Source organism: Providencia sp. PROV210, from assembly GCF_028479445.1.
Classification (GTDB): Bacteria; Pseudomonadota; Gammaproteobacteria; order Enterobacterales; family Enterobacteriaceae; genus Providencia; species Providencia rustigianii.
This window is the reverse complement of the sequence record NZ_JAMPNQ010000014.1, coordinates 203,550-226,081: the sequence shown is the minus strand read 5'-3', so window position 1 is coordinate 226,081 and position 22,532 is coordinate 203,550. Positions and strand designations below refer to the sequence as shown.

The 22,532-nt window shown below is 41.7% G+C and carries 20 protein-coding genes and 1 tRNA gene; 9 read left to right on the top strand and 12 right to left on the bottom strand.

What is annotated here, in order from left to right:
* Positions 1-16: 16 nt before the first annotated feature.
* On the top strand, positions 17-1,045 hold the full coding sequence (gene epmB, locus PR761_RS11450) for an EF-P beta-lysylation protein EpmB (RefSeq protein ID WP_006814334.1): 1,029 nt from the start codon (positions 17-19) through the stop codon (positions 1,043-1,045).
* Between the two features lie 51 nt (positions 1,046-1,096).
* On the opposite strand, the gene PR761_RS11445 is transcribed toward epmB, so the two are convergent.
* The 4 genes from PR761_RS11445 to PR761_RS11430 form a co-directional block, all read right to left on the bottom strand.
* Entirely contained in the window at positions 1,097-1,441 is a 345-nt protein-coding gene (locus tag PR761_RS11445; RefSeq protein ID WP_039854784.1) for a DUF4156 domain-containing protein, read from the bottom strand.
* A 399-nt stretch (positions 1,442-1,840) separates the two neighbouring features.
* Complete coding sequence (groL, locus tag PR761_RS11440; protein WP_006814337.1) at positions 1,841-3,484, bottom strand: chaperonin GroEL; 1,644 nt, start codon at positions 3,482-3,484, stop codon at positions 1,841-1,843.
* A 53-nt stretch (positions 3,485-3,537) separates the two neighbouring features.
* On the bottom strand, positions 3,538-3,828 hold the full coding sequence (locus tag PR761_RS11435; protein WP_006814338.1) for a co-chaperone GroES: 291 nt from the start codon (positions 3,826-3,828) through the stop codon (positions 3,538-3,540).
* 159 nt (positions 3,829-3,987) lie between these two features.
* Complete coding sequence (locus tag PR761_RS11430; RefSeq protein ID WP_006814339.1) at positions 3,988-4,521, bottom strand: FxsA family protein; 534 nt, start codon at positions 4,519-4,521, stop codon at positions 3,988-3,990.
* Positions 4,522-4,922: 401 nt separating this feature from the next.
* Between PR761_RS11430 and aspA the strand changes: the two genes are divergently transcribed.
* Complete coding sequence (aspA, locus tag PR761_RS11425) at positions 4,923-6,347, top strand: aspartate ammonia-lyase (RefSeq protein WP_006814341.1); 1,425 nt, start codon at positions 4,923-4,925, stop codon at positions 6,345-6,347.
* Positions 6,348-6,486: 139 nt separating this feature from the next.
* The gene (locus PR761_RS11420) at positions 6,487-7,809 is read left to right on the top strand and encodes an anaerobic C4-dicarboxylate transporter (protein WP_006814342.1); all 1,323 of its coding nucleotides are present in this window, start codon (positions 6,487-6,489) and stop codon (positions 7,807-7,809) included.
* Positions 7,810-7,887: 78 nt separating this feature from the next.
* On the opposite strand, the gene PR761_RS11415 is transcribed toward PR761_RS11420, so the two are convergent.
* The 8 genes from PR761_RS11415 to PR761_RS11380 form a co-directional block, all read right to left on the bottom strand.
* Positions 7,888-8,997: an acyl-CoA desaturase gene (locus tag PR761_RS11415; RefSeq protein ID WP_006814343.1), complete on the bottom strand. Its 1,110-nt coding sequence runs from the start codon at positions 8,995-8,997 to the stop codon at positions 7,888-7,890.
* Entirely contained in the window at positions 8,981-10,108 is a 1,128-nt protein-coding gene (locus PR761_RS11410) for a sterol desaturase family protein (RefSeq protein ID WP_154610801.1), read from the bottom strand. The genes PR761_RS11415 and PR761_RS11410 overlap by 17 nt, the downstream gene beginning before the upstream one ends.
* Positions 10,105-10,719, bottom strand: coding sequence for a phosphatase PAP2 family protein (locus tag PR761_RS11405; RefSeq protein WP_154610800.1), 615 nt, complete (start codon positions 10,717-10,719; stop codon positions 10,105-10,107). The genes PR761_RS11410 and PR761_RS11405 overlap by 4 nt, the downstream gene beginning before the upstream one ends.
* Complete coding sequence (locus PR761_RS11400) at positions 10,719-11,996, bottom strand: F390 synthetase-related protein (protein WP_272519357.1); 1,278 nt, start codon at positions 11,994-11,996, stop codon at positions 10,719-10,721. The genes PR761_RS11405 and PR761_RS11400 overlap by 1 nt, the downstream gene beginning before the upstream one ends.
* Positions 11,993-12,793: an MBL fold metallo-hydrolase gene (locus PR761_RS11395; protein ID WP_115164714.1), complete on the bottom strand. Its 801-nt coding sequence runs from the start codon at positions 12,791-12,793 to the stop codon at positions 11,993-11,995. The genes PR761_RS11400 and PR761_RS11395 overlap by 4 nt, the downstream gene beginning before the upstream one ends.
* Positions 12,790-13,797: an NAD-dependent epimerase/dehydratase family protein gene (locus PR761_RS11390; RefSeq protein ID WP_154610799.1), complete on the bottom strand. Its 1,008-nt coding sequence runs from the start codon at positions 13,795-13,797 to the stop codon at positions 12,790-12,792. The genes PR761_RS11395 and PR761_RS11390 overlap by 4 nt, the downstream gene beginning before the upstream one ends.
* Positions 13,794-14,792: a 3-oxoacyl-[acyl-carrier-protein] synthase III C-terminal domain-containing protein gene (locus PR761_RS11385; RefSeq protein ID WP_006814349.1), complete on the bottom strand. Its 999-nt coding sequence runs from the start codon at positions 14,790-14,792 to the stop codon at positions 13,794-13,796. Before PR761_RS11385 ends, PR761_RS11390 begins: the two co-directional genes overlap by 4 nt.
* 160 nt (positions 14,793-14,952) lie before the next feature.
* Positions 14,953-16,107 (bottom strand): glycerate kinase, encoded by a 1,155-nt coding sequence (locus tag PR761_RS11380; protein ID WP_006814350.1) that lies wholly within the window; start codon positions 16,105-16,107, stop codon positions 14,953-14,955.
* Between the two features lie 525 nt (positions 16,108-16,632).
* On the opposite strand from PR761_RS11380, the gene PR761_RS11375 reads away from it, so the two are divergent.
* The 6 genes from PR761_RS11375 (at position 16,633) to PR761_RS11350 (ending at position 22,104) form a co-directional block, all read left to right on the top strand.
* Positions 16,633-16,926 carry a helix-turn-helix domain-containing protein gene (locus PR761_RS11375; protein WP_006814351.1) on the top strand — a complete coding sequence of 98 codons (294 nt, stop codon included), beginning with the start codon at positions 16,633-16,635 and terminating at the stop codon, positions 16,924-16,926.
* Between the two features lie 218 nt (positions 16,927-17,144).
* The gene (gene dicD / locus PR761_RS11370; RefSeq protein WP_409264020.1) at positions 17,145-17,717 is read left to right on the top strand and encodes a division control transcriptional repressor DicD; all 573 of its coding nucleotides are present in this window, start codon (positions 17,145-17,147) and stop codon (positions 17,715-17,717) included.
* A 125-nt stretch (positions 17,718-17,842) separates the two neighbouring features.
* Positions 17,843-17,918, top strand: a tRNA-Phe gene (locus tag PR761_RS11365).
* A 277-nt stretch (positions 17,919-18,195) separates the two neighbouring features.
* A complete protein-coding gene (locus tag PR761_RS11360) occupies positions 18,196-18,948 on the top strand; it encodes a MurR/RpiR family transcriptional regulator (protein ID WP_154610797.1) in 753 nt (250 codons plus the stop codon).
* A 216-nt stretch (positions 18,949-19,164) separates the two neighbouring features.
* A complete protein-coding gene (locus PR761_RS11355; protein WP_154610795.1) occupies positions 19,165-20,721 on the top strand; it encodes a PTS transporter subunit EIIC in 1,557 nt (518 codons plus the stop codon).
* Positions 20,722-20,733: 12 nt separating this feature from the next.
* Entirely contained in the window at positions 20,734-22,104 is a 1,371-nt protein-coding gene (locus tag PR761_RS11350) for a class-II fumarase/aspartase family protein (protein ID WP_039854793.1), read from the top strand.
* Positions 22,105-22,532: the final 428 nt, after the last annotated feature.

Sequence of the window (22,532 nt, the reverse complement as noted above, 5' to 3'; positions counted from 1 at the left end):
ATGGCATAGCCAAAAAATGGTCGATATTATAACTCAAAATACCTCATCCAGAGAAGTCTGGATACAACAACTTGCTGAAGCAGTCACTAATCCTGATGAATTGCTGCAAATACTCAATTTGGAAGACCATTTACCATCGCGAGAAGGCAACGAGGCTCGGAAATTATTCCCCTTACGCGTTCCTCGACCTTTTATTTCTCGAATGAAAAAAGGCGATCCATCAGACCCTCTGTTATTGCAAGTGTTAACCGCAAAGACAGAGTTTGATATACATCCAGGTTTTTCTACTGATCCACTAGAAGAGCAGGATAATGAAATTCCAAGTTTACTGCACAAGTACCACAACCGAGCATTAATGCTGGTTAAAGGGGGATGCGCGGTGAACTGTCGTTACTGCTTTCGCCGGCATTTTCCTTATGAAGATAACAAAGGAAATAAAAATAACTGGTTGATGGCGGTGGATTATATAAAAAACCACAGTGAACTCAATGAAATCATCTTTTCTGGTGGTGATCCATTGATGGCTAAAGATCACGAACTTGATTGGCTTATTAGCCAACTTGAGGATATTCCTCATATTACACGCTTGAGAATTCACTCCCGTTTGCCGGTTGTAATCCCAGAAAGGATCACCAATACACTCTGCAAGCGCTTGGAACAATCGCGTTTACACGTGATTATGGTCACCCATGTGAACCATGCCAACGAAATTGACGACTCTTTTACTCATGCTATGCAAAAATTAAAACGTGCGGGAGTTACTCTGCTCAACCAGAGCGTGTTACTGCGCCAAGTTAACGATAATGTCACTGCATTAGCTAACTTGAGTAATGCATTATTTGAAGCCGGAATTCTGCCTTACTATTTGCATGTTTTGGATAAAGTGCAAGGTGCTGCCCACTTTTTAGTGAGTGATAACGAGGCAAGAGAATTAATTCGTGAGTTATTAAGCAAGGTTTCGGGCTATTTGGTACCTAAATTAGCACGAGAGATCGGCGGAGAGCCCAGTAAAACATTATTGGATTTGAATTTACGACAAAGCTAAAGAGATAAAAAAACCCGCTTATTCACTAAGCGGGTCTTCACGATACTTAAATTATTGGCACTTATAAACCTGACCAACCATTTTGCTATCGACGGGAACAAAGCTAGAGAGGACGGTTTCGCTTGGGCTTGACGCACCAAAAATGACATTGCCACCCATTGCCGCTGCTTTGTTACGTAAATCGTTCGCTGCTCCACGCATAGAGCTAGATTCATTATTAACGCCGCTCAGCCAGTTGCTTTGAGTTCCAATTACCTGACCAAGAAGTTGACACTCACTTCCCGGTTGATTTTCAACAAAACGAACTTGTGAGCCTGCCGCAGTTAGATCATTGGTTGATGTACAACCTGCTAAAGTTAGTAATGCAGCAGCACCAAGCAAGACTTTAATTCGCATGTTTTCCCTCATTTTTTATTGTGTTTTTGCAGCTGGTTGTAGAACCTTTATCGCTCCAATCACTCAAAATTCTGTTTTATGGCAGTGAATTCGCTTACTAGATGCAGCGGTAAACTTTTTAAAAACTACCAATCGCTCAGAGTTTATCACAAAACTATCAAGACGCTCGTGATGTTCTTTACTTATTTAAACCATTTTTTACCTTACGTTAAATATAACCCGATGAGCCATGCAAACGCAAAAATAAGTGATAGTCCCAATGAATGCAGATCGCAAAAATATCAATTTAATACATATAAAAAACCGGCACTGCTAGAGAAACTAACAATGCCGGTCTATATTGGCTGGTAGCGGCTAACTTAGTTAACGGCTACTTGAGCAAGATGTTTGCCGAATGGCTTACATCATGCCGCCCATTCCACCCATGCCGCCCATGCCAGCGCCACCTAAGTCTGGTGCATCTGATTTAGGAGCATCAGTGATCATTGCTTCAGTAGTGATCATCAGGCCTGCGATAGATGCAGCGAATTGCAGTGCAGAACGAGTCACTTTAGTTGGATCCAAGATACCCATTTCGATCATATCGCCATAAGTATCCGTTGCCGCGTTGTAACCTTCGTTACCATTAACCGCTTTAACTTTGTTAACAACTACAGAAGCTTCTTCACCTGCGTTGGTGACGATTTGACGCATTGGAGATTCCATTGCACGCAGTGCAACACGGATACCAACGGTTTGATCTTCGTTGTCGCCTTTCATACCTTCCAGTTTCGCAGCAACGCGAACCAGAGCAGTACCACCACCAGCAACCACACCTTCTTCAACCGCAGCGCGAGTTGCATGCAGAGCATCGTCAACACGAGCACGTTTTTCTTTCATTTCAACTTCTGTCGCAGCACCGACTTTAATTACCGCAACACCGCCAGCTAATTTAGCAACGCGCTCTTGCAGTTTTTCACGGTCATAATCTGAAGAAGATTCTTCGATTTGCTGACGAATTTGAGCAACACGACCCGCGATAGCCGCTTCGTCACCGACACCATCGATGATGATAGTGGTGTCTTTGTTGATCACGATACGTTTTGCTTGACCTAAATCTTCTAACGTTGCTTTTTCCAGCTCCATACCGATCTCTTCAGAGATAACAGTACCGTTAGTCAGGATAGCGATATCTTGCAGCATTGCTTTACGACGGTCACCGAAACCAGGTGCTTTAACCGCAGCCACTTTCACGATACCGCGCATGGTGTTAACCACTAATGTCGCCAGTGCTTCGCCTTCAACATCTTCCGCGATAATCAGCAGTGGTTTGTTTGCTTTAGCAACACCTTCTAATACTGGGAGTAATTCACGAATGTTAGAAACTTTTTTGTCAACTAACAGAATGAATGGGTTTTCCAGTTCAATAACACCAGTTTCTGGTTTGTTAATGAAGTAAGGTGATAAATAACCGCGGTCAAACTGCATACCTTCAACCACGTCTAATTCGTCTTCCAGACCAGTACCTTCTTCAACGGTGATAACGCCTTCTTTACCGACTTTATCCATTGCTTCTGCGATTAAACGACCCACAGTTTCGTCAGAGTTTGCAGAAATAGTACCAACCTGTGCGATTGATTTAGTGTCTGAACATGGAACTGACAGTGTTTTCAGTTCTTCAACAGCTGCGATAACCGCTTTGTCGATACCACGTTTCAGATCCATTGGGTTCATACCCGCAGCAACGGCTTTCAGACCTTCAGTGATGATAGATTGAGCCAGAACTGTTGCGGTAGTTGTACCGTCACCCGCAGCATCGTTAGCTTTAGAAGCAACTTCTTTCACCATTTGAGCACCCATGTTCTCGAATTTATCTTCTAATTCGATTTCACGTGCTACAGAAACACCGTCTTTAGTGATAACTGGTGAGCCAAAAGATTTGTCTAAAACAACGTTACGACCTTTAGGGCCTAAAGTCACTTTAACTGCATCAGCAAGAACATTGACACCACGAAGCATTTTTACTCGTGCATCATTACCAAATTTAACGTCTTTAGCTGCCATTATTTCTTTCCTTTAAATTCTTTTCGTTTGATGAAAGTTTTAAGTGAAAATGATTATTCAACAATTGCTAAGATGTCGCTTTCGGACATGATTAACACTTCTTCATTGTCGATTTTTTCAGCTTTTACGCCATAACCGTCGTTAAAAATCACGATGTCGCCAACTTTCACATCCAGCGCTTTGATTTCACCATTTTCCAGGATGCGGCCTTGGCCTACAGCGATAACTTCACCACGAGTTGATTTGCCCGCAGCACTGCCAGTTAAAACGATACCACCAGCAGATTTTGATTCGATTTCTTTACGCTTAACGATAACGCGGTCATGCAATGGACGAATGTTCATTAATAGTTCTCCTACAAATAAAGTCCATACGAGTAAAAGGACGATACCAAGATGATCTTCACCAGTACCATGATTCAGGAGATTGGGGTTGGTTTATCAGACTTCAAGGGGTGGGAGATAAATTTTTTCATTATTTATCTCCCTACAAAAACAATGGAATTAGTACTTCGGACGCTCATCTTTATCAGACTCGGCAGATTTATCCTCTTTATCACCCTGATTAGGGCTATCTATCGTATAAGATGCATCATCTTGCTTACGTTGAAATTCACCTTCAAAAGTATTGCCATCTTGAAAACCATTACGGCCTGTACCATGAAAGCCATTACCCGGTTGATAAAATTTAATATGCGGGATTAAACGCATGACAAATAATTTTTGTACTGGCGGTAATAATAAAAGTAGACCAATAAAGTCAGTAAAGAATCCTGGAACAATTAGTAAAAATCCAGCTAACACCAACGCCACACTTTTAATCATTTCAGCGGCGGGACTTTCACCATTCATTAATTTTTGTTGTATTTGCATTACATTTTTCATCCCTTGGTTTTTCACAAGTGAAACCCCTAAACAGGATGTGAGCACCACTAAAATAAGTGTCATTAATACACCGATTTCATCAGCGACTCGGACAAAAATCACCGACTCTATATAGACCAAAACACCTATCAAAATTAGTGGTAACCAGCGCACAAGTACTCCTTTATATCAATAAGCTACTGCGTTTTTCGAGGTTAAAAGAAAACCTTTGTGAACTATCTCTAAGAGACTATCATCAGTATTCGCTTTTTTCATTAGTATAGCCATAATAATTGGGTCGCTTATAACGATTTTCAACTCACGAAGAAATATCATTAATTATGCTTATCCGTGATTTAAATCACACAATATGAATTCTGTTTCACTAATCAATCCATAAAATGATCTAGGTTCAAGGTATGGAGTGATAAAAGGCATATGATCTACCCATAAGTCAGTAGAACATAATGCTGATAACGGAGTAGTAGGTGGTAAACACCTATAAGTTTAGTTTTAGGATATATTTTTAAAGCGCATAAACGGACAGTAACTGTAATCTAATTAAGAAGGTTCTCATGTCAAACAATACTCGTATCGAAGAAGACCTGTTAGGTAAAAAAGAAGTTCCAGCTGATGCCTATTATGGTGTTCATACTCTGCGTGCGATTGAAAACTTTTATATCAGCGACCGCACTATTAACGATGTCCCAGAATTTATTCGTGGCATGGTAATGGTAAAAAAAGCAGCCGCGCTTGCTAACAAAGAACTGCACACGATTCCTCGTAATATCGCAGATACCATCATCAAAGCATGTGATATTGTTTTGAACGAAGGCAAATGCATGGATCAGTTCCCAGTTGACGTATTCCAAGGTGGTGCGGGCACATCACTGAACATGAATACCAACGAAGTTCTGGCAAACATCGGTCTTGAACTGATGGGCCATAAAAAAGGTGAGTATGAGTTTTTAAACCCAAATGACCACCTAAATAAAAGCCAATCAACCAACGATGCATACCCTACCGGTTTCCGTATCGCAGTTTACAACTCTGTTCTGAAATTAATCGACTCTGTTGTTTACCTGAAAGAAGGCTTTGAAAGAAAAGCTGAAGAGTACAAAGACATCCTGAAAATGGGTCGTACTCAGTTACAAGACGCAGTACCAATGACTGTTGGTCAGGAATTCCATGCTTTCGCGACTCTTTTAAAAGAAGAAGAGAAAAACTTAAAACGTAGCATCGATTTACTGCTCGAAGTTAACTTAGGTGCAACAGCTATCGGTACTGGCTTAAATACAGCGCCTGGTTACCAAGAATTAGCCGTTAAGAAATTAGCTGAAGTAACAGGCTTAGCATGTGTACCATCAGAAGATTTGATTGAAGCAACTTCTGACTGTGGTGCATACATCACTGTTCACGCTAGCCTGAAACGTTTAGCCGTTAAACTGTCTAAAATCTGTAACGACTTACGTTTACTTTCCTCTGGTCCTCGTGCGGCGCTGAAAGAAATCAATCTGCCAGAATTACAAGCAGGTTCTTCTATCATGCCAGCAAAAGTTAACCCAGTAATCCCTGAAGTTGTTAACCAAGCATGCTTTAAAGTTATGGGTAATGACATCTGTGTCACCATGGCTGCTGAAGCAGGTCAATTACAGTTAAACGTAATGGAACCAGCAATCGGTCAAGCAATGTTTGAATCAATTTCACTGATGAGCAATGCATGTCGTAACTTAGTAGAGAAATGCGTCAACGGTATCACAGTAAACAAAGAAATCTGTGAAGCGTTCGTATTCAACTCTATCGGTATCGTGACTTACCTAAACCCATTCATTGGTCACCATAACGGCGATATCGTTGGTAAAATCTGTGCTGAAACTGGTAAGAGCGTACGTGAAGTTGTCCTAGAACGTGGACTTCTGACCGAAGCAGAATTGGATGATATCTTCTCTGTAGAGAACCTAAAACATCCAGCATATAAAGCAAAAAGATTTGATGACTAATTATTTATGAGTTTCATAGATAATTCTTAAGAATAAGGGCACGACTTTCCACCGGATAGCGTGCCTTTTTTCATGAACGCACACACAAATAATTAACATAATAGTTTCATAATTTTCATTTTGTCGAGGAGTAAACACTATGTTAGCCGTAGAATTTGTCATTGTTCTGCTGGCCATTTTTTTAGGGGCCCGTCTTGGTGGGATAGGTATCGGCTTTGCCGGTGGCCTTGGTGTTCTGGTACTCGCTGCTATTGGCGTGAAACCGGGTACCATTCCATTTGACGTAATCTCTATCATCATGGCTGTTATTGCCGCTATCTCTGCAATGCAAATTGCAGGTGGTCTTGATTACTTGGTTGCTCAAACAGAAAAATTACTGCGCCGCAATCCAAAATACATCACTATTCTTGCCCCAATCGTGACTTATTTCCTGACCCTGTTCGCAGGTACCGGTAATATCTCATTAGCAACTCTGCCAGTTATTGCAGAAGTTGCGAAAGAGCAAGGTGTGAAACCATGTCGTCCACTGTCTACTGCGGTAGTGGCAGCTCAGATTGGTATTACTGCTTCCCCAATTTCTGCAGCGGTTGTTTACATGGCGTCAGTCATGGAAAACCCAGCAATGGTTGGTGCAGGTAACACAGTTAGCTATATCACGCTGTTAGGTGTTTTATTACCATCGACATTCCTTGCCATTATTTTAATGTCATTTATTGTTTCTTGGACATTTAACTCTAAACTGTCCGATGACCCAATCTATCAAAAACGTTTAGCTGAAGGTTTAGTTGAACTGCGCGGTAGCCAAGTCAAAGAAATCAAACCAGGTGCAAAATCTTCTGTTCTGCTGTTCTTACTCGGCGTTGTCGGCGTAGTTTGTTATGCAATCATCAATAGCCCAAGCGTGGGTCTGGTTGAAAAACCATTGATGAATACCACTAACGCTATCCTGATTATCATGCTGACTGTTGCGACATTAATCACTATCCTGTGCCGTGTTAACACTGATGCAATCCTGAACTCAAGTACCTTTAAAGCTGGTATGAGCGCCTGTATCTGTATCTTAGGTGTTGCTTGGTTAGGTGATACTTTCGTACAGCACAACTTAGACTGGATCAAAGCAACTGCGGGTGACCTGATTCATGAACATTCATGGATGTTAGCGGTTATCTTCTTCTTCTGTTCTGCTCTACTGTATTCTCAAGCAGCTACCGCTAAAGCGCTGATGCCAATGGCACTGGCTCTGAACGTTAGCCCACTGACTGCAATCGCATCTTTCTCTGCGGTATCTGGTCTGTTCATTCTGCCTACTTACCCAACGCTGGTTGCGGCGGTACAAATGGATGACACCGGTACAACTCGCATTGGTAAGTTTGTCTTCAACCACCCATTCTTTATTCCGGGTACTATCGCTGTCGCATTTGCCGTTACCTTCGGCTTCCTGTTCGGCGGTATGATGTTGTAGTCAATATTCGTTAAGTTAATTATCGAATGATAAAAGCCGTGGCATTAAAACCACGGTTTTTTTATTCTCGAAATACCATCACGATATAACCCCTTCCCCCGTTCCCATTCGCTTCAAAAACAATTGCTGATAACGCCACAGGGTTTTGGCATCAACACAATGATAATCCATATCAAATTGTGCGGCGGTTTGCTGAATAATATTGGCGAGAGCCGGATAATGTCGATGATGCCAGTTGGGAAAAATATGGTGCGTTAGGTGTAAATTCAACCCACCTAACCAATACGTCAGCCATTTGGGCGTGGTTTGCCAATCGTAGGTGGTTGAAAAAGTATGGGTATAAAAACCCTGCGCCATACGCCCTGATTCTGGTGCGGTATAAAAGGTAGCTTTTGCCCAGTGTGTACCGAGGATCAGCACCACAAAAATTAGCGAGGCGAGCATCTGGCTAAACAGATAAACCGTCAATAATGTGCCGATACCGATACCATAAGGGGATAAAAACCCATACGGTAATAACAGAGCCAAACAAAGATGCAGTACTTTACTCAGCAAAAACAAGCAAATACCTTTAGCTCCCTGATGGCGCATTTTCGGCGCGACACGTGTGAAATGAAAGCGGTCAAACCAATCATATCCCCAAATCAGCGCGGGAAACGTCATCGCCGCAATCAACGGCCAATATAAATGCTGCCAACGCATAAATGGATACCAGCGTTGATAAGGCGTTTGCCGCAGTAAAAAGTTTTCTTCTATATCCAAATCATAATGACGAATATTCGTATGGGTATGATGAAAGAGAATATGCCGAACCCGCCAGCAATCTGGGTCTAATCCAAGGGGAATAGTCACCCAAAAATTCAGCCACCGATTTGCCCAGCCATGCCGAAATACTGCGTTATGGGAGGCATCATGCACCACATTGATCGCCAGTAATAAAGCAAAAAATATAAACAGTGGATAGCCAATAAAAAAAGTGATTCCCCCCTGAGAGGTCATCATTAAGAAATAACAGCTAAAACAAGCCAGAATTAATAGCGTATTTTTCAGGTATACCTTGGCATTCGCAAAACGGTGGTCACCCTTTTCTTGCAGGTACCCGTTTGCGGCTTGCTGTAATGCGCGATGAAACGCCAAGTCATCTTTATGACGAAAAGAAAGTGGTGGTAAATCACTCGGTTTGCGCATCGGTTTTATCCACCTTAGTCACTCCGAATCCTACCAGCACCAATAAACTGTGCAGCCACAATACGCCACTCACAACCAACCAAAATGGCATTAACCAACCTGCACTTAACACCCACGCCGCAATCATCGTCGCCACCAAAAACCAGCTCCATTTACCCCATAGATAACCGCTTGATAACCCCGACAATGCTACGGTTCCTAAGGCTAACAAGATAAAGAGCCCAACTTGCACGCCAGTGGTGCCATTAAAACCGTAGCCATACAAATAAATGTAGCCAATCACCAATGTGAATAGCAACAATGTACCGCTTACCAAGAAGATTTCCTTAATCTGATAATGGGTTTCACGCGGCTGTTTCAGCCCATTTTTCATACCCAAAATACGGAGAAAAGGACGGTTACTGTCAACAAATGGATTTTGGGTCGCAGATTCTCCCCCAATACCGTATTGATGAGGGGTTTCAGGAGGTTCAGAAAATGAACCAAATAGTTTATCCCAAATAATAAAGCTGCCACCAAAGTTACGATTGGCATATCCACCCGATTTAATATGATGAACTCGATGGTGGTGCGGTGTCACCATCAATTTTTCTAGCCATCGGAAACGGGGGATCACACCACTGTGATTAAAAAACTGGATGGTATAGTGCAAAATGGAAATCGCCATAAATACCGCTAATGGCACGCCCAGTAAGGCAAGCAGTAAAAAGAATGGAATCGAGGTCAAGGAGGAATACCACGAGTTACGTACCCCAAGGGACAGGTTAAAATGTTCCCCTTGGTGATGAACAACATGTACCGCCCACAATAACCGGTAGCGATGGTGCAAACGATGTAACCAATAGAAGCCAAAGTCCCAAGCCACTAAGGTAAATAACCACACCAGCCAGATCGGCCAGTGATCAACAATCCCCAATGAAAAATGAGTGACCACAAACCCATAGCAAAATAGCTCTAATCCACGAAACAACCACAGCATGATGTGCCCGGAATTAAGGTTAAAAACCACATCCCGCCAACTAAATGAAGCGCGTTTCTGCCGCGCAATAATCACGGCTTCAGCCATGACAATCAGCAACATAAAAATAACGGGGAACGTTAATTCATTCATTTGTTGCCTCCTCTACACCTTATCTCCCTGAAACACTGAATCACTAAAATAGCGATTAATGCACACACAACACCACCAGCGACATCAATAAACAGATGCCGCTTAAGCTGCAAGACAGAAAAAATAATCACTAACGCCCACACTAGCCACAGTAAATTTTGAATGGGTTTTCCTTGTCTCCATAACGCAACCAACGAAATTAAGGTTAAAGAGACATGCAAAGATGGCAGCATATTTTGTGGTGTATCCACTTGCAGTAATCCGACTAAGGCTTGTTGCGTCAATCCATTACCGAGCTCTTGAGGGAAAATCGCAGTAGTTGGATAGAGTAAATAAACCACCCCAGATAGCACCGCACACAAGATCATTTGCCACATTAGCGGCTTCACTTTTACTGACTCAGACAACAGATAGCCACAAGGAATAAACAGGAAAAATGATAGATACAGCCAAATAGCACTTGGGGAATAGGCAATATAATTATCAATAATACTCGGGGAAATAAGGTGCGCAGCATCGTGAAAATGCCCAGTAAAAGAATAAATAATGCCTACTGTTCCCCAGCCAAGTAATAAATAACTGCCTCGTAACACTAATGAAAAGGATTTCATCACTCCGCCTCCCGCGTGATACGGCGTCGCTTCACCGCCATCGAGCACACTGGCAAATGATGCCTCAGTGTCCACTGCACATTGGAGGTTTCCGCACCTTGCTGCGCAAAATAGTAAGTTAGTGCTTGCTGACATTTCTGTAACTCAGCATCATCGCATTGCGCCGATAAGGTAAATTGAAGTCCTTTTTGATGCAGTCGAAAATCGGTTTCAGTGGGCAATGTATTGCAAATAACGCGGTTGCACGCGTCCGCAAATAAGCGAATCGGTTCCCCTTGCGAATTTTTTAATATTAATTGGTCGTCGCAGCGCCCCTCAATACGCTCAATGGCGGTTTGCACATCACCGCAAGGGCATGGTGCTTCCCGTATCACCAGCACATCATCCAGTTGATAGCGAACAATAGGCTGAGTTTTGCGCGTAAAATCCGTAATAATCGGGGAAAATCGGCGTTCATCCAGCCAATGTTTCTCAATATGGAGAAATGCTTCATTAAGATGTAAAGTTCCATGGGAACAGGTGCAGCCAAGAAACCCTTCTGTTGCCTGATACACTTCTCCCACCGCAGAAAAAAACCGTTGAAGTTTCTCTTTATCTTCTTTCTCAAGCACCTCTGCCACTGAAATCACTTTCTTTGGGGTTAGCGAGCACTCACCAAGCTGCTGACGCCGAGCAATTTCAACCAGCACCTGAGCAGGTGCAACAATAATAGTTGGCTTCCATTGAGCTAAAGATGACAAATTTTCGTCAAAATCCCCTAATAGGTCGTAGAATTGAAATGACAGCCAGCGGTTACTCACGCTTTCATATAAATTATTGTTAGCCCTAAGAAATAATGCAACTCGCTCACCCGCAAACAGTCCTTCAGGCAACATTTTAGCTAACATAATTCCTGACCACTGTGCTTGCTCATTCGGACTGACGGCAAAAACACCTCGACGCCCCGAGGTACCTGATGATAATCCCACACTGAATTTCCCAACCGTGGGTGAAAAATCCCGTGAGGATTCACTGCGTTTTGCACAAGCTAGCAGTTCATCAACCTTGAGTCCTTGGGTATTCATGCTATCAAAGTGCTTCATCATCAATACCTTATTCATCAAAGGCCATTGAGTTAGTGGTTGCTCACAATAACCTGCAAAATAGGGACTGTGACACAAATCGCGCTGAATAAATTTCGAGAGTTTACCTTGCTGGTATCGCTCTAAAGCCTCACTGTCTTTAAATTTCAATCTGCGCGCTCGCCAGTAATACCACAAAATTTTCAGCAGCTTCACAAATCACCCTCATGGCATAATTGGATTGGTATATGCCGTTTATCAATATGATGCAGTTTATTTAGAGTTTCGTAATAAGCTTGGCTGTCATCCATAATTAAATTGGCAATCGCCATGGGACCACGCATTTCTCGGTAATTAGTCGGCGACCATGCTGCATCCCCAGCTAATAAAATCCATCCATTATCCGTTGCGACACACAGCCCGGTATGCCCTGCCGCATGCCCCGGTAACGGCACTGCAATTAACGTTTTCTCTGCATTGATGGCAAAGCCATATCCCAATTCGGCTAGCTCAGCGGGTAAATCTATCTTCTTAAAACCTTCATAGAACTGCGCTCTCACCTCAAAATCTTCGGGGATTAACCCTCGAACAAATGCCTTACGTAGCGCCGAAAATCCGGTTAAATTCCGTGTTTTTTCCCAGCCTTCCCCAGAGCATATGAATGGCACATTAGGAAAATCACGCAGCCCAGCAATATGATCACCATGGAAATGAGAAATAATGACACCAGTAATATCCGATGGTGTGATTCCATCAGCGTTGAGTTGTGACACTAACGCATCTTTGGCGTCAAAATAGACTGGCGTGACTGCACGATAAAAACGAATAATGCCATGACGAGTATGATCATAAAAATGGTCGGCATAGCCGGTATCAAATAGCCAACGTTGATCATTTCCTTCAATCAACCACGCTCGCGCAGGGAATTTACAGGCTTTCATACTGGCGCCTTTGAGAGCAACACAGCCGGGATGAGTACAATACCCCACTTCAAATACCCGAATATTCATCATTTCTCACCCTTTTGATGTTGATTAAGCCACTGAGCGGTACGAGCAATCCCTTCAGCCATTGAATAACGAGGATAGTAGCCTAGCTCATTCTGAGCTTTCTCATTATTCAACGTCATTGTGAAATAGGCGGCACCCAAGCTATAACGGGTTAATAATGGCTCTTTGCGCTGTAAAACCGCTATTTTCTCCAAACAAAATGCCAGTCCATATAACAATGGATAAGGTGCTGATTTCACCTGACACTGGGTTTCTGTTTGTGAAAATAGCGCTCGAAGCGTGGTAATCAATGGCTGTGGATCTTGATTGGTAATATTAAATACCGAGCCGCTTTGTAGCGGTTTTTGGGTTGCCAATATCATCGCATCCACTACGTTTTCGACGTAGGTCAAATCAAAGGCATTCTGCCCACCACCGGGTAAAATAAGTTTTCCATGACGAGCACGAACTTGAGCCATTAACCGTGGTAACAGCACTCGGTCATAAGGGCCAAATAGCCCTCGAGGGCGCAAAATTACAAATGTGGTTGCTGGATAACGAGGCACCATGCTGGCAATTTCCTGCTCTGCCAGAAATTTGGTTCGAGCATAATCGTTGGCAAATTGGCGGTTTGTTGTCGACTCAGGGATATCTTGTTGATGGGTAAAATTAAAATAGATTGCTGGCGTGGAAATATGAACAAATCTTTCGATACCTTGGTCTGCGGCGGCTTGAGCTAATGTCCGTGTGGCTAGCCAATTCACTGCTTCAAATTCTTGTCTGTCTCCCCAAGGTGCCGATAATGCCGCGCAGTGCCAAATTCCCTGACAATCTGCCATCAGTTCGTGAGCCGCTTCTCGTGTTAACGTCCCCAGATCAATGGGACGAAAACTCGCACCGGCTTCCATCAATAACTGACCTACCGCCAAATCACGTCCACAGGCGACCACTTCGTGACCGTCTCGCAGCAACTTTTCCGTCGCATTACGCCCTAACCCACTTGTCGCTCCCGTGACGAGAATTCTCATGGCACTATCACCATCGCAGATAAAGCTAGACCCGCAGCCGTTCCCACCAGCATGACTAACGATTTTCCATAAAAGCGGTCAGTAATAATAGCTTCATGTAATGCTGAAGGAATCGATGCCGCCACTTGATTACCTCTTGTGGCGTAAATATCCACCAATTGCGCTGGAGTGACACCCAGTCGTTTTCGCATATGCTCTAGGGATAAATGGCTCGCTTGGTGAGGTACCACCGTATCAATTTGTGACAAACTCACTCCCGCCTCGGATAAAATGCGCTGCATAAAATCTTCCACCATCGCAGACGCCATCTTAAACAGCGGTTTGCCTTTCATATGGAATAAAAAGTCACTTTCTTGCATGCCTGAACGTGGATTACATCGCGTACCACCGGCCCGAATTTCACACAGGTCTAAGCCCTCTGGATACGTTTCCAGACGAAATGACAATATGCCACTATGACCATCGCCCCGTTCCACAATCGTACAAGCTGCACCATCACCAAAAATTAATGATGACTCTTCATGCTCCCAATCAATTCCTCGGGAAGCAATATCCGCGGAAACAATGGCAATTCGCTGATATTGATTCGTCGCCAATAACCCAGCAGAGACTTGCAAAGCGGATAAATAACTCACACAGCTAGCATTGATATCAAAGCAGGCAATTCCAGAAAGTAGTGATGAGCAAGATAAAATATGTGCCGCGCTACAAGGTAGTGCTTGAACAGGGATAGCCGAGGCGCAAATCAATGCATCAATCGAGGATGGGGCAATATTTTGGCGGATCAATGCATCTTGAATCGCTGCCGCGGCAAGTTCGGCTTGGCTATCGGTATTTGAAGCATGATAGCGCCAGCGAATACCTGAGCGTTTTTCAACATAGCCGTTGGATTTATTTAGGCGTTTATCAAGCTCTGTTGATAAAACTTGCTGTGAAGGTAATGCAACACCGGATGCCACTATTTTGAGAGGAACCAGCGAAGTCGAGTTGAGCATCTGTTTATTTACCTATTATTTTTTATTAATCCTACCATTTATCAAATTACGTAACGTCATGGTATAGGAAAAAGCGCATATAAAATAAATAGCGTCAAAACAGAGATAAAACTTACCTAAAAATCCTACCCAACCTTTTTGAGATCACTTCACGCTATCCTCATCTAATTTCTGATGAAAGTGATTGACCAATTTTAATCACTCTAGCCACATTAGATGCAGCAACTTCTAAGTTGTGCTCCCCCTCGCCCAATACTTTTTCTAAGGTGTCTAAGCGAGGTAAAATACTAAATAACGCACTTATGCCTTGCGTATGCAAAGAACTTGCGCCGTCACCGAGTACACCACTCAATGCAATCACCGGAACTTGATGTTTAGCCGCTAATTTTGCTACGCCAATCGGGGCTTTGCCTCCGGCAGTTTGCCCGTCCATGCTCCCCTCACCAACGATCACTAAATCTGCATCCATCAGATGCTGCTCTAAATTCAGCGCTTCCATGACGAGATCAATACCCGATTTTAATTGCCCATTTAAAAATGCGGCAACCGCAACGGCAATACCACCAGCGGCACCGCCGCCTTGTAGGTGGCGGTAATCGTGTCCAGTCAACTGTAAAATAAGCTCTGCATAATGATTCAGCGCGTGATCTAACATTATCACCATTTCTGAAGTCGCCCCTTTCTGAGGGCCAAAAATAGCTGCGGAACCTTGTTGTCCCACCAATGGGTTAGTTACATCACAGGCGACATCAATAATGCAGTCTTGTAAGCGGGAGTCTAAACAGGAAATATCAATCTGGTCGATTTGGCTTAATATATTGCCTTCAATACCAAGAAGCTTCTGATTTTCATCATAAAATTTGACGCCTAATGCTTGAAGTGCACCGACACCACCATCGATAGTTGCACTACCACCAATCCCTAAAATAATGCGTTTTGCTCCTCGGGATAAAGCATCGAGGATTAATTGTCCCGTCCCATAGCTGTTAGTGAGCATTGGATTACGTTGTTCAGGTGCCACCAGCATTAAACCGCTTGCTTGCGCCATTTCAATTACCGCCGTCTGTTTTTCTGGCAACAAGCCATAATATGCAGTAATCGGGGCCCCTAGAGGATCGCGAACGGTCAACGTAACTTTATCCCCTTGCAGAGCAGCAATCAGTGTGTCTAATGTCCCTTCCCCACCATCAGCAACAGGCAATGCCACATATTCTGCTGCCGGAAATACGTGACGAAAACCACGAATAATCGACTGCGCAGCAACATTAGCACTTAGACTTTCTTTGAATGAATCTGGGGCGACGATAATTTTCATCAGTTAGCTGTCCTTTATATCTCTAAGATGCACTCAAATATAAAATAACCTATTTAATCTAATCATCAAAAACACTAAAAAACGATTTATTTATTACTAATTAAATATGAATATTTCTTACGAAACACTTGTATTAATAATATATATATAAGTGTAACAATCCATTGCTTTATTCATATTCTATTATTATTTTTTGATTAAATTTACGATTATATAGATACGAATTTAAAACCAAATTAAAATAAAAAAATCGGTCAATTTAATATTATATTTCTAAATAAGGTGAATTTACAAAATATATAACCAATTATTCAAAGTTACTATCCATGAATGGAGTGAGTACAATAGTTCTAGTCTATCGAAATGAGTCAATCAATCCGCGATAAAAATTGGTAATAATGGGGGCTTCCTTGTTAAATACACACCATGATTGTAACAATCAAAATTAGACAACTTCGACTCACTAAAGATAATATTTTTTAATTATTGATGCGATTATCTTAATAATCCTCGCATGGAGGTATCATGCTCACTGATCAACAATTCGATAGTATCGAAGTCTCGACGTATATCGGGACATTTCTAAAACGTCGTCGAAAGGGGGCTGGATTAACGGGGGCTGAACTCGCCTCACGCTTAAGCATTAGCCAACAGCAGATTTCTCGCTATGAGCGCGGTGTTAATGCGATTACGATCCAAAGTCTTTTAGGAATTCTGCATGCTTTAGAGTTAAAGAAGCATGATATTGATGATTTCCTACAAAATATTTTCCATTTTTACTATATCGATATTGATATGGAAAATAAATTATTGAATTAGACAATTTATTTTTAATAAAAACAAATAATTAGTCATGGAGAGGAACTTACCTCTCTATCTCTTTTGCCACTCTATTTTTGTCAATTTAATCCCTTCCCCCCATCCTTCCTCCTCAAATACCGTTGAACTTATAACAAAGTAAATCCCTATAAATCGGTTTTGATCATTGCTATGATGAGAAAAAATCTGCAAATCTGGTGATGGAGATAATAATGAGTATCCAGCGAGACACGATCCTGAGTCATGCACTAAACCAACTAGAAAAACAGGGTTTATCTGCATCCACCGAAAACTTACTGACTGAAGTCGAATCCGATTTTACCACGCTCCGCCAATTCTGGCCTGACGATGAAGCACTGGTTTATGACGCTCTGCGTTATCATGGACAACAAATTGAAATTTGGCAGCGTCAAACATTATTAAATGAACAACTCAGCCCACAACAGAAATTAATGGCTCGCTACCAACAATTATCAGAGAAAGTCCGTGAAGGACGTTTCCCCGGCTGCTTATTTATTTCCGCCTGTAATTACTATCCGGATGCTGAGCATCCAATTCATCAGCTTAGCCGCCTGCAAAAAGCCAACTCATTTAACTTCACTAAGCAATTGTTAGATGAACTTGATATTGAAGATGCCGAATTGGTCGCCAATCAAATGGAGTTAGTCCTTGAAGGCTGTTTAAATCGTCTGTTGGTCAATCGAGATATTAATGATGTCGAAATTGCTCAGCAACTTTCTGAAGATATTTTAAGCATCGCATTGTGCCGTAAAAAAGGCGCTTTAAGCTAAAAAAAACCATTCGCGCGTTAAACAGGCTGTTTTTGTCGAAAAAGAAAACACTCGATCACAAAAAGGTTTTTTTTATCAAAAATGCATTGACGAGAACAGCCTAATACGGTTTAATGCGCCCCGTTGCCCGGATAGCTCAGTCGGTAGAGCAGGGGATTGAAAATCCCCGTGTCCTTGGTTCGATTCCGAGTCCGGGCACCACTATTTAAAGAACCCGCTTAATTGCGGGTTTTTGCTTATATAAACATTGATAATTCATCTCTCCCCCTCATCCTAGCTATCTAAACAATCCCGTATTTCTCTAATCATCCCATTGTCTCGAAAAATCCTAGCTGAAAACCTGCATAAAATATGGCTTTAACGTATAATCCAATCTCTTGGGCCTTTGCTCACTTCACACAGTGTCAACGTCATCATAAATACTATTTAGCCCCTTGTACTTTGATGGGATTTTGAAACTAAATTGATCGGGTGGGATATGCTGGATTTTCTAAAAAACTATGACAACCTAACTGTCAGTGAAAAAAAAGTATTAAAATATCTTACTGATAATATCGCGGATATTCCCTATTTAAATATTAATGAATTAGTTGCTAAAACCTTTGTGTCTAAAACGGTGATAATTAATTTATCCCAAAAATTAGGATTTAGTGGATTTAAAGAACTTAAATTCCAGATTAATAACCATATATTATCTCAAAATAAAGCAGAGAAAAAAAATCCTGCTTCTTATAAAAAACAGTTAGAAAATAATATCCATAAAACTTTTACACTGATTAATGAAGAGCAAATTCATGATTGTGCAAAAACCTTACGCCATTCACGTAATATCTTTATTGTTGCGCGAGGAACGAGTAAAGCTGTTGGCTACGACCTAGAGCACCTACTCTTCTCTCTTGGTTTACATTGCTTTTTTATCAATGATTACAATCTATCTGACTCTTTTACACGCCTAGTCAACAAGGATGACACCGTCATTTTCATCTCCCTTTCGGGGGGTACTAAAAAGATCATTGAAACTGCAAAAATCGTGCAACTCAAAGATGCCAATATTATTAGCATGACCGCATTCCATACCAATGAACTCACCGCCTACTCCACCAATAGCTTATTTTGTTTTGCTGATAGTTATGATACTAAGCGCGATGATTCAAAATCGAGAACGGGGTTCTTTATCCTTGTCGACCTATTGATTAATGAACTAGAAAATATGTTGTTAAGTTCGAATTAAAGCTACCTTTTTATTTTTTATTAAAATTAAATTCTATTTAACGATATTACTTTATTAATATCTACCTATTCTTTTTCTCGTTATTTACCCAACTAAAATGACCTAGGTCATAAATAATGACCTGAGATAATATTTAAAACCGCAATATCATTTCTTTTAAAAAACCCAGTGCTAGTATTTCCCTAATTTCAATATTCTTCGTCATAAGGAAAAAATATGGCTAAAAGAAAGTTTGGTGAGTCAATCCAACGCTTTGGTAGGACCCTACTCCTCCCCATTGGCGTGTTGGCTCCAATAGGTATGATACTGGGGATCAGTGGTGCATTAGTTCAAACCTATATGATTGCGCGATTCCCATTCCTCGGCAATGAAACTGTTAACGCATTATTAATCAGTATCCGCTCTATTGCTGGCGTCATCTTCGATAATATTCCATTGCTATTTGCAATGGGTGTCGCTTATGGGATGAGCCAACGCGATAAAGGAATTGCCGTCTTTGCCTCCGTTGTCGGCTATCTCGCCTTGATTATCACTATGAACATCTGGCTGGTGCTCACAGGTAAACTCGCTGACCCAGCTATCATGGGACAAGTTGGGCAAATCAAGGTTCTCGGGATACAAACCCTGAATATCAGTGCTGCGGGGGGGATTATCACGGGCTTAATCGCCGCATGGGCAACAGATAAATACTATAATCTTGAACTCCCAACAGCCTTTGCTTTCTTCTCTGGTAAAAAATCCGTCTCCATCATCATGATCGGATTGATGATCATGGTGGGCGCAACCTTACCGTTTATCTGGGAAGTACTCGTTCAAGGCTTAATGAAACTCTCGGCTGTGTTCCTCAGCCCTGTAGGACCATTCTTTACTGCGGGTGGCGAACGACTGTTTATTCCATTTGGCTTACACCACGTTTGGAACGTGCTATTTAGATTTACAGAATCCGGTGGTACTTATGTTATTGATGGACAAACATTTGTTGGCGTTGTTCCTGCACTGACTGAAGTCCTATTTAAGCAAGGTCCTGACAGTGAATACTGGGCGATGATGCCAAGCCTGACGCGCTTTATGGCACAACAGCAAATGCTGGTGACGCTGTTCCTGTTCCCTGCCATTGCGTTAGCCATTTATAAAACGTCTAAGAAAGAGAACCGCGCTGAAGTCAAATCGATGCTGGTAACCATGGTATTGACCGCCATGCTCGGTAACGTGACGGAACCTCTCGAATTTACCTTCGTGTTTATCGCACCGCTGCTGTATTTAATTTACGCCATTATAGTGGGAATTGGGGCGGTGCTGCTCTCCTTCGCCGGTGTCGCTATTGGTTATATTCGAGGCACAGTATTTGACTTCACTATTTTCGGATTACTGTACGAACATACCAACTGGATATTCTTAGTGATTATTGGTGGCTGTTTAGCCGTCGCAACGTACTTTATTTTCTACTGGGCGATAGTGAAATTTGATATCAAAACACCGGGTCGTGAAGAATCTAGTAACTTGAAAAATACTTTAATTAAAGAAAAACGTTATGGGGAAATTGCTGAAATTCTGATTCAAGCCCTAGGTGGCAAACAAAATATTCGTAACGTTGATAACTGTATTACCCGTATGCGTATTGATGTTGGTGAAGTTAACCAGATCGATAAAGAGTTAATGTTGGAATCAGGATGTACCGCATTCTTCTTTCCATCGGCAAACCACGTCCACGTCGTTTATGGACCGAAAGTTGAATTTGTTCGCAACGCTGTTGATGAAGCAATGAAGAAATAAAAAGGATATATGATGAGAGCCTTATATGATTCTAAAAGTAAAACTATCGATGACCGTGGCATAAAAGCGCTGCTATCGAATGAAGCCAAATACAATACTTGGTTGATGTTTGAATCCATGTTAGCTCAAGCACAAGCTGAGCTGGGGTTCATTCCCCAGTCTGCTGCCGATGAAATCAAAGAAAAGGCAGTGATTGAGAATATTGATTTCGAAGAAATGAACCGGATTTATCAAAAAATCGGCCATGGATTCGTGCCTTTCTTAAAAGTGTTAGTGAACGCCTGTTCTGAGGAAAGTGGAAAATATATCCATTATGGGATTACCACTCAGAATATTCAGCAAAGTTCACAGCTGTACATGATGAAGACGGTGCATAATAAATTTATGCTGCTGTTAGGTGAGATCATCGAAAACTTATCAGGGCTGGCAGAAAAAACCAAACACATGGTCATGGCGGGTAGAACTCACGGACGCCATGCAATTCCAATTACTTATGGGTATAAAGTGTCTGTGTGGATCAGCGATTTTATTGATTGCTACCAACGCATGCGTGAATGTGAGAAACGCGTATTTACCATCATGATGGGGGGCGCTGTTGGAGCCTTTAACTCAATGCCGGGCATTGGTTTAGAAGTGCAAAAACGGGTAGCTGAGTTAACCGGTATGCATGCAATGGAGGTTCCATCCAGAAATCTAAGTACCCATAAATTAGAGTACATGGCGAACTTAGCCCTGATGGCGAATATCTGCCATAAAATTGGTGAAGAAGTTTATAGCACAACACTTGAAGAAATTGCTGAAGTCTCTGAAGGGTTTACCAAAGGCACGGTTGGCAGCAGCACTATGCCACACAAAATTAACCCTAAATTAGCCAAAGGGATCATTGCGAACTCCCAAAAATTATACTCTTTACCGAGTGTTGGGATGTACTCAGCAGTTAGACCGTATGAAGGTGATAGCAGCTCATACATGCTCTTTGATGGGCTAATTGAAGAGGCTTTAGAGCTGACAACTGAAATTCTATTACGAACCGAGGAGCTATCAAGAACCCTCGTTCCTCACGAAGATAGAATGTTGCATAACGTACTCAGAAATAAAGGGCTCGATAATACTGAATACGTAATGATGAAAATGGCGGAAAAACTCGGCAAAGATAAAGCCCACTCACTACTCTATGAAGAGGCAATTAAGACTGCCGCTGACGGTGAGGACTTCTATACCAATTTAATCAAAAACGAAACAATTACCGCAGCTTTTAGTAATGATGAAATCAAAGCAATGCTCGACCCTCGTTCTTATATTGGTTTGTCTGTTGAGATTGCAGAAAAAGAAGCGAAGCGTGGTTTAGCAACGGTGAAAGAAATTAACCAACTGTATAAATAAATGCGATTCTACTAATAAATAGAGTACCCTATTTAAAATTATGGGGTGCTCTTTTTTAATTGGCAATAAATCAGCAATTTCCTCTTCAATAAAATTATCAATAGTTTTTTATTTCTTTATTTTTCATCAAAAAATTAATACCTAAGTAAAATACACTATCTATTCCATTTAAATTTGTTACATAATCTAATGCTATTGTTATCACTTCTATTCTATTCTCAATAAATCTATTCAAAAATTAATAATTATATTTAAAAACAATAAACCCTTTAATTTTACTCATTTAATTATCATGCTATTTGTTCTAAACCCGTGCTATTAACCTGTTTTATATGTGATTAACCAGTCAATAAATCTACTTTTTAGATAAAAAGGAAGTTTTTGAGATGCCGTTCAAACATTTATTTTTATAAAACACACATCATCGC

What these genes read in the sequence shown, in the direction of transcription:
- epmB (WP_006814334.1), top strand. Translation starts at nt 17, where the DNA reads ATGGTCGATATTATAACTCAAAATACCTCATCCAGAGAAGTCTGGATA.
- PR761_RS11445 (WP_039854784.1), bottom strand. Translation starts at nt 1,441, where the DNA reads ATGCGAATTAAAGTCTTGCTTGGTGCTGCTGCATTACTAACTTTAGCA.
- groL (WP_006814337.1), bottom strand. Translation starts at nt 3,484, where the DNA reads ATGGCAGCTAAAGACGTTAAATTTGGTAATGATGCACGAGTAAAAATG.
- PR761_RS11435 (WP_006814338.1), bottom strand. Translation starts at nt 3,828, where the DNA reads ATGAACATTCGTCCATTGCATGACCGCGTTATCGTTAAGCGTAAAGAA.
- aspA (WP_006814341.1), top strand. Translation starts at nt 4,923, where the DNA reads ATGTCAAACAATACTCGTATCGAAGAAGACCTGTTAGGTAAAAAAGAA.
- PR761_RS11420 (WP_006814342.1), top strand. Translation starts at nt 6,487, where the DNA reads ATGTTAGCCGTAGAATTTGTCATTGTTCTGCTGGCCATTTTTTTAGGG.
- PR761_RS11415 (WP_006814343.1), bottom strand. Translation starts at nt 8,997, where the DNA reads ATGCGCAAACCGAGTGATTTACCACCACTTTCTTTTCGTCATAAAGAT.
- PR761_RS11410 (WP_154610801.1), bottom strand. Translation starts at nt 10,108, where the DNA reads ATGAATGAATTAACGTTCCCCGTTATTTTTATGTTGCTGATTGTCATG.
- PR761_RS11405 (WP_154610800.1), bottom strand. Translation starts at nt 10,719, where the DNA reads ATGAAATCCTTTTCATTAGTGTTACGAGGCAGTTATTTATTACTTGGC.
- PR761_RS11395 (WP_115164714.1), bottom strand. Translation starts at nt 12,793, where the DNA reads ATGATGAATATTCGGGTATTTGAAGTGGGGTATTGTACTCATCCCGGC.
- PR761_RS11390 (WP_154610799.1), bottom strand. Translation starts at nt 13,797, where the DNA reads ATGAGAATTCTCGTCACGGGAGCGACAAGTGGGTTAGGGCGTAATGCG.
- PR761_RS11385 (WP_006814349.1), bottom strand. Translation starts at nt 14,792, where the DNA reads ATGCTCAACTCGACTTCGCTGGTTCCTCTCAAAATAGTGGCATCCGGT.
- PR761_RS11380 (WP_006814350.1), bottom strand. Translation starts at nt 16,107, where the DNA reads ATGAAAATTATCGTCGCCCCAGATTCATTCAAAGAAAGTCTAAGTGCT.
- PR761_RS11375 (WP_006814351.1), top strand. Translation starts at nt 16,633, where the DNA reads ATGCTCACTGATCAACAATTCGATAGTATCGAAGTCTCGACGTATATC.
- PR761_RS11360 (WP_154610797.1), top strand. Translation starts at nt 18,196, where the DNA reads ATGCTGGATTTTCTAAAAAACTATGACAACCTAACTGTCAGTGAAAAA.
- PR761_RS11355 (WP_154610795.1), top strand. Translation starts at nt 19,165, where the DNA reads ATGGCTAAAAGAAAGTTTGGTGAGTCAATCCAACGCTTTGGTAGGACC.
- PR761_RS11350 (WP_039854793.1), top strand. Translation starts at nt 20,734, where the DNA reads ATGAGAGCCTTATATGATTCTAAAAGTAAAACTATCGATGACCGTGGC.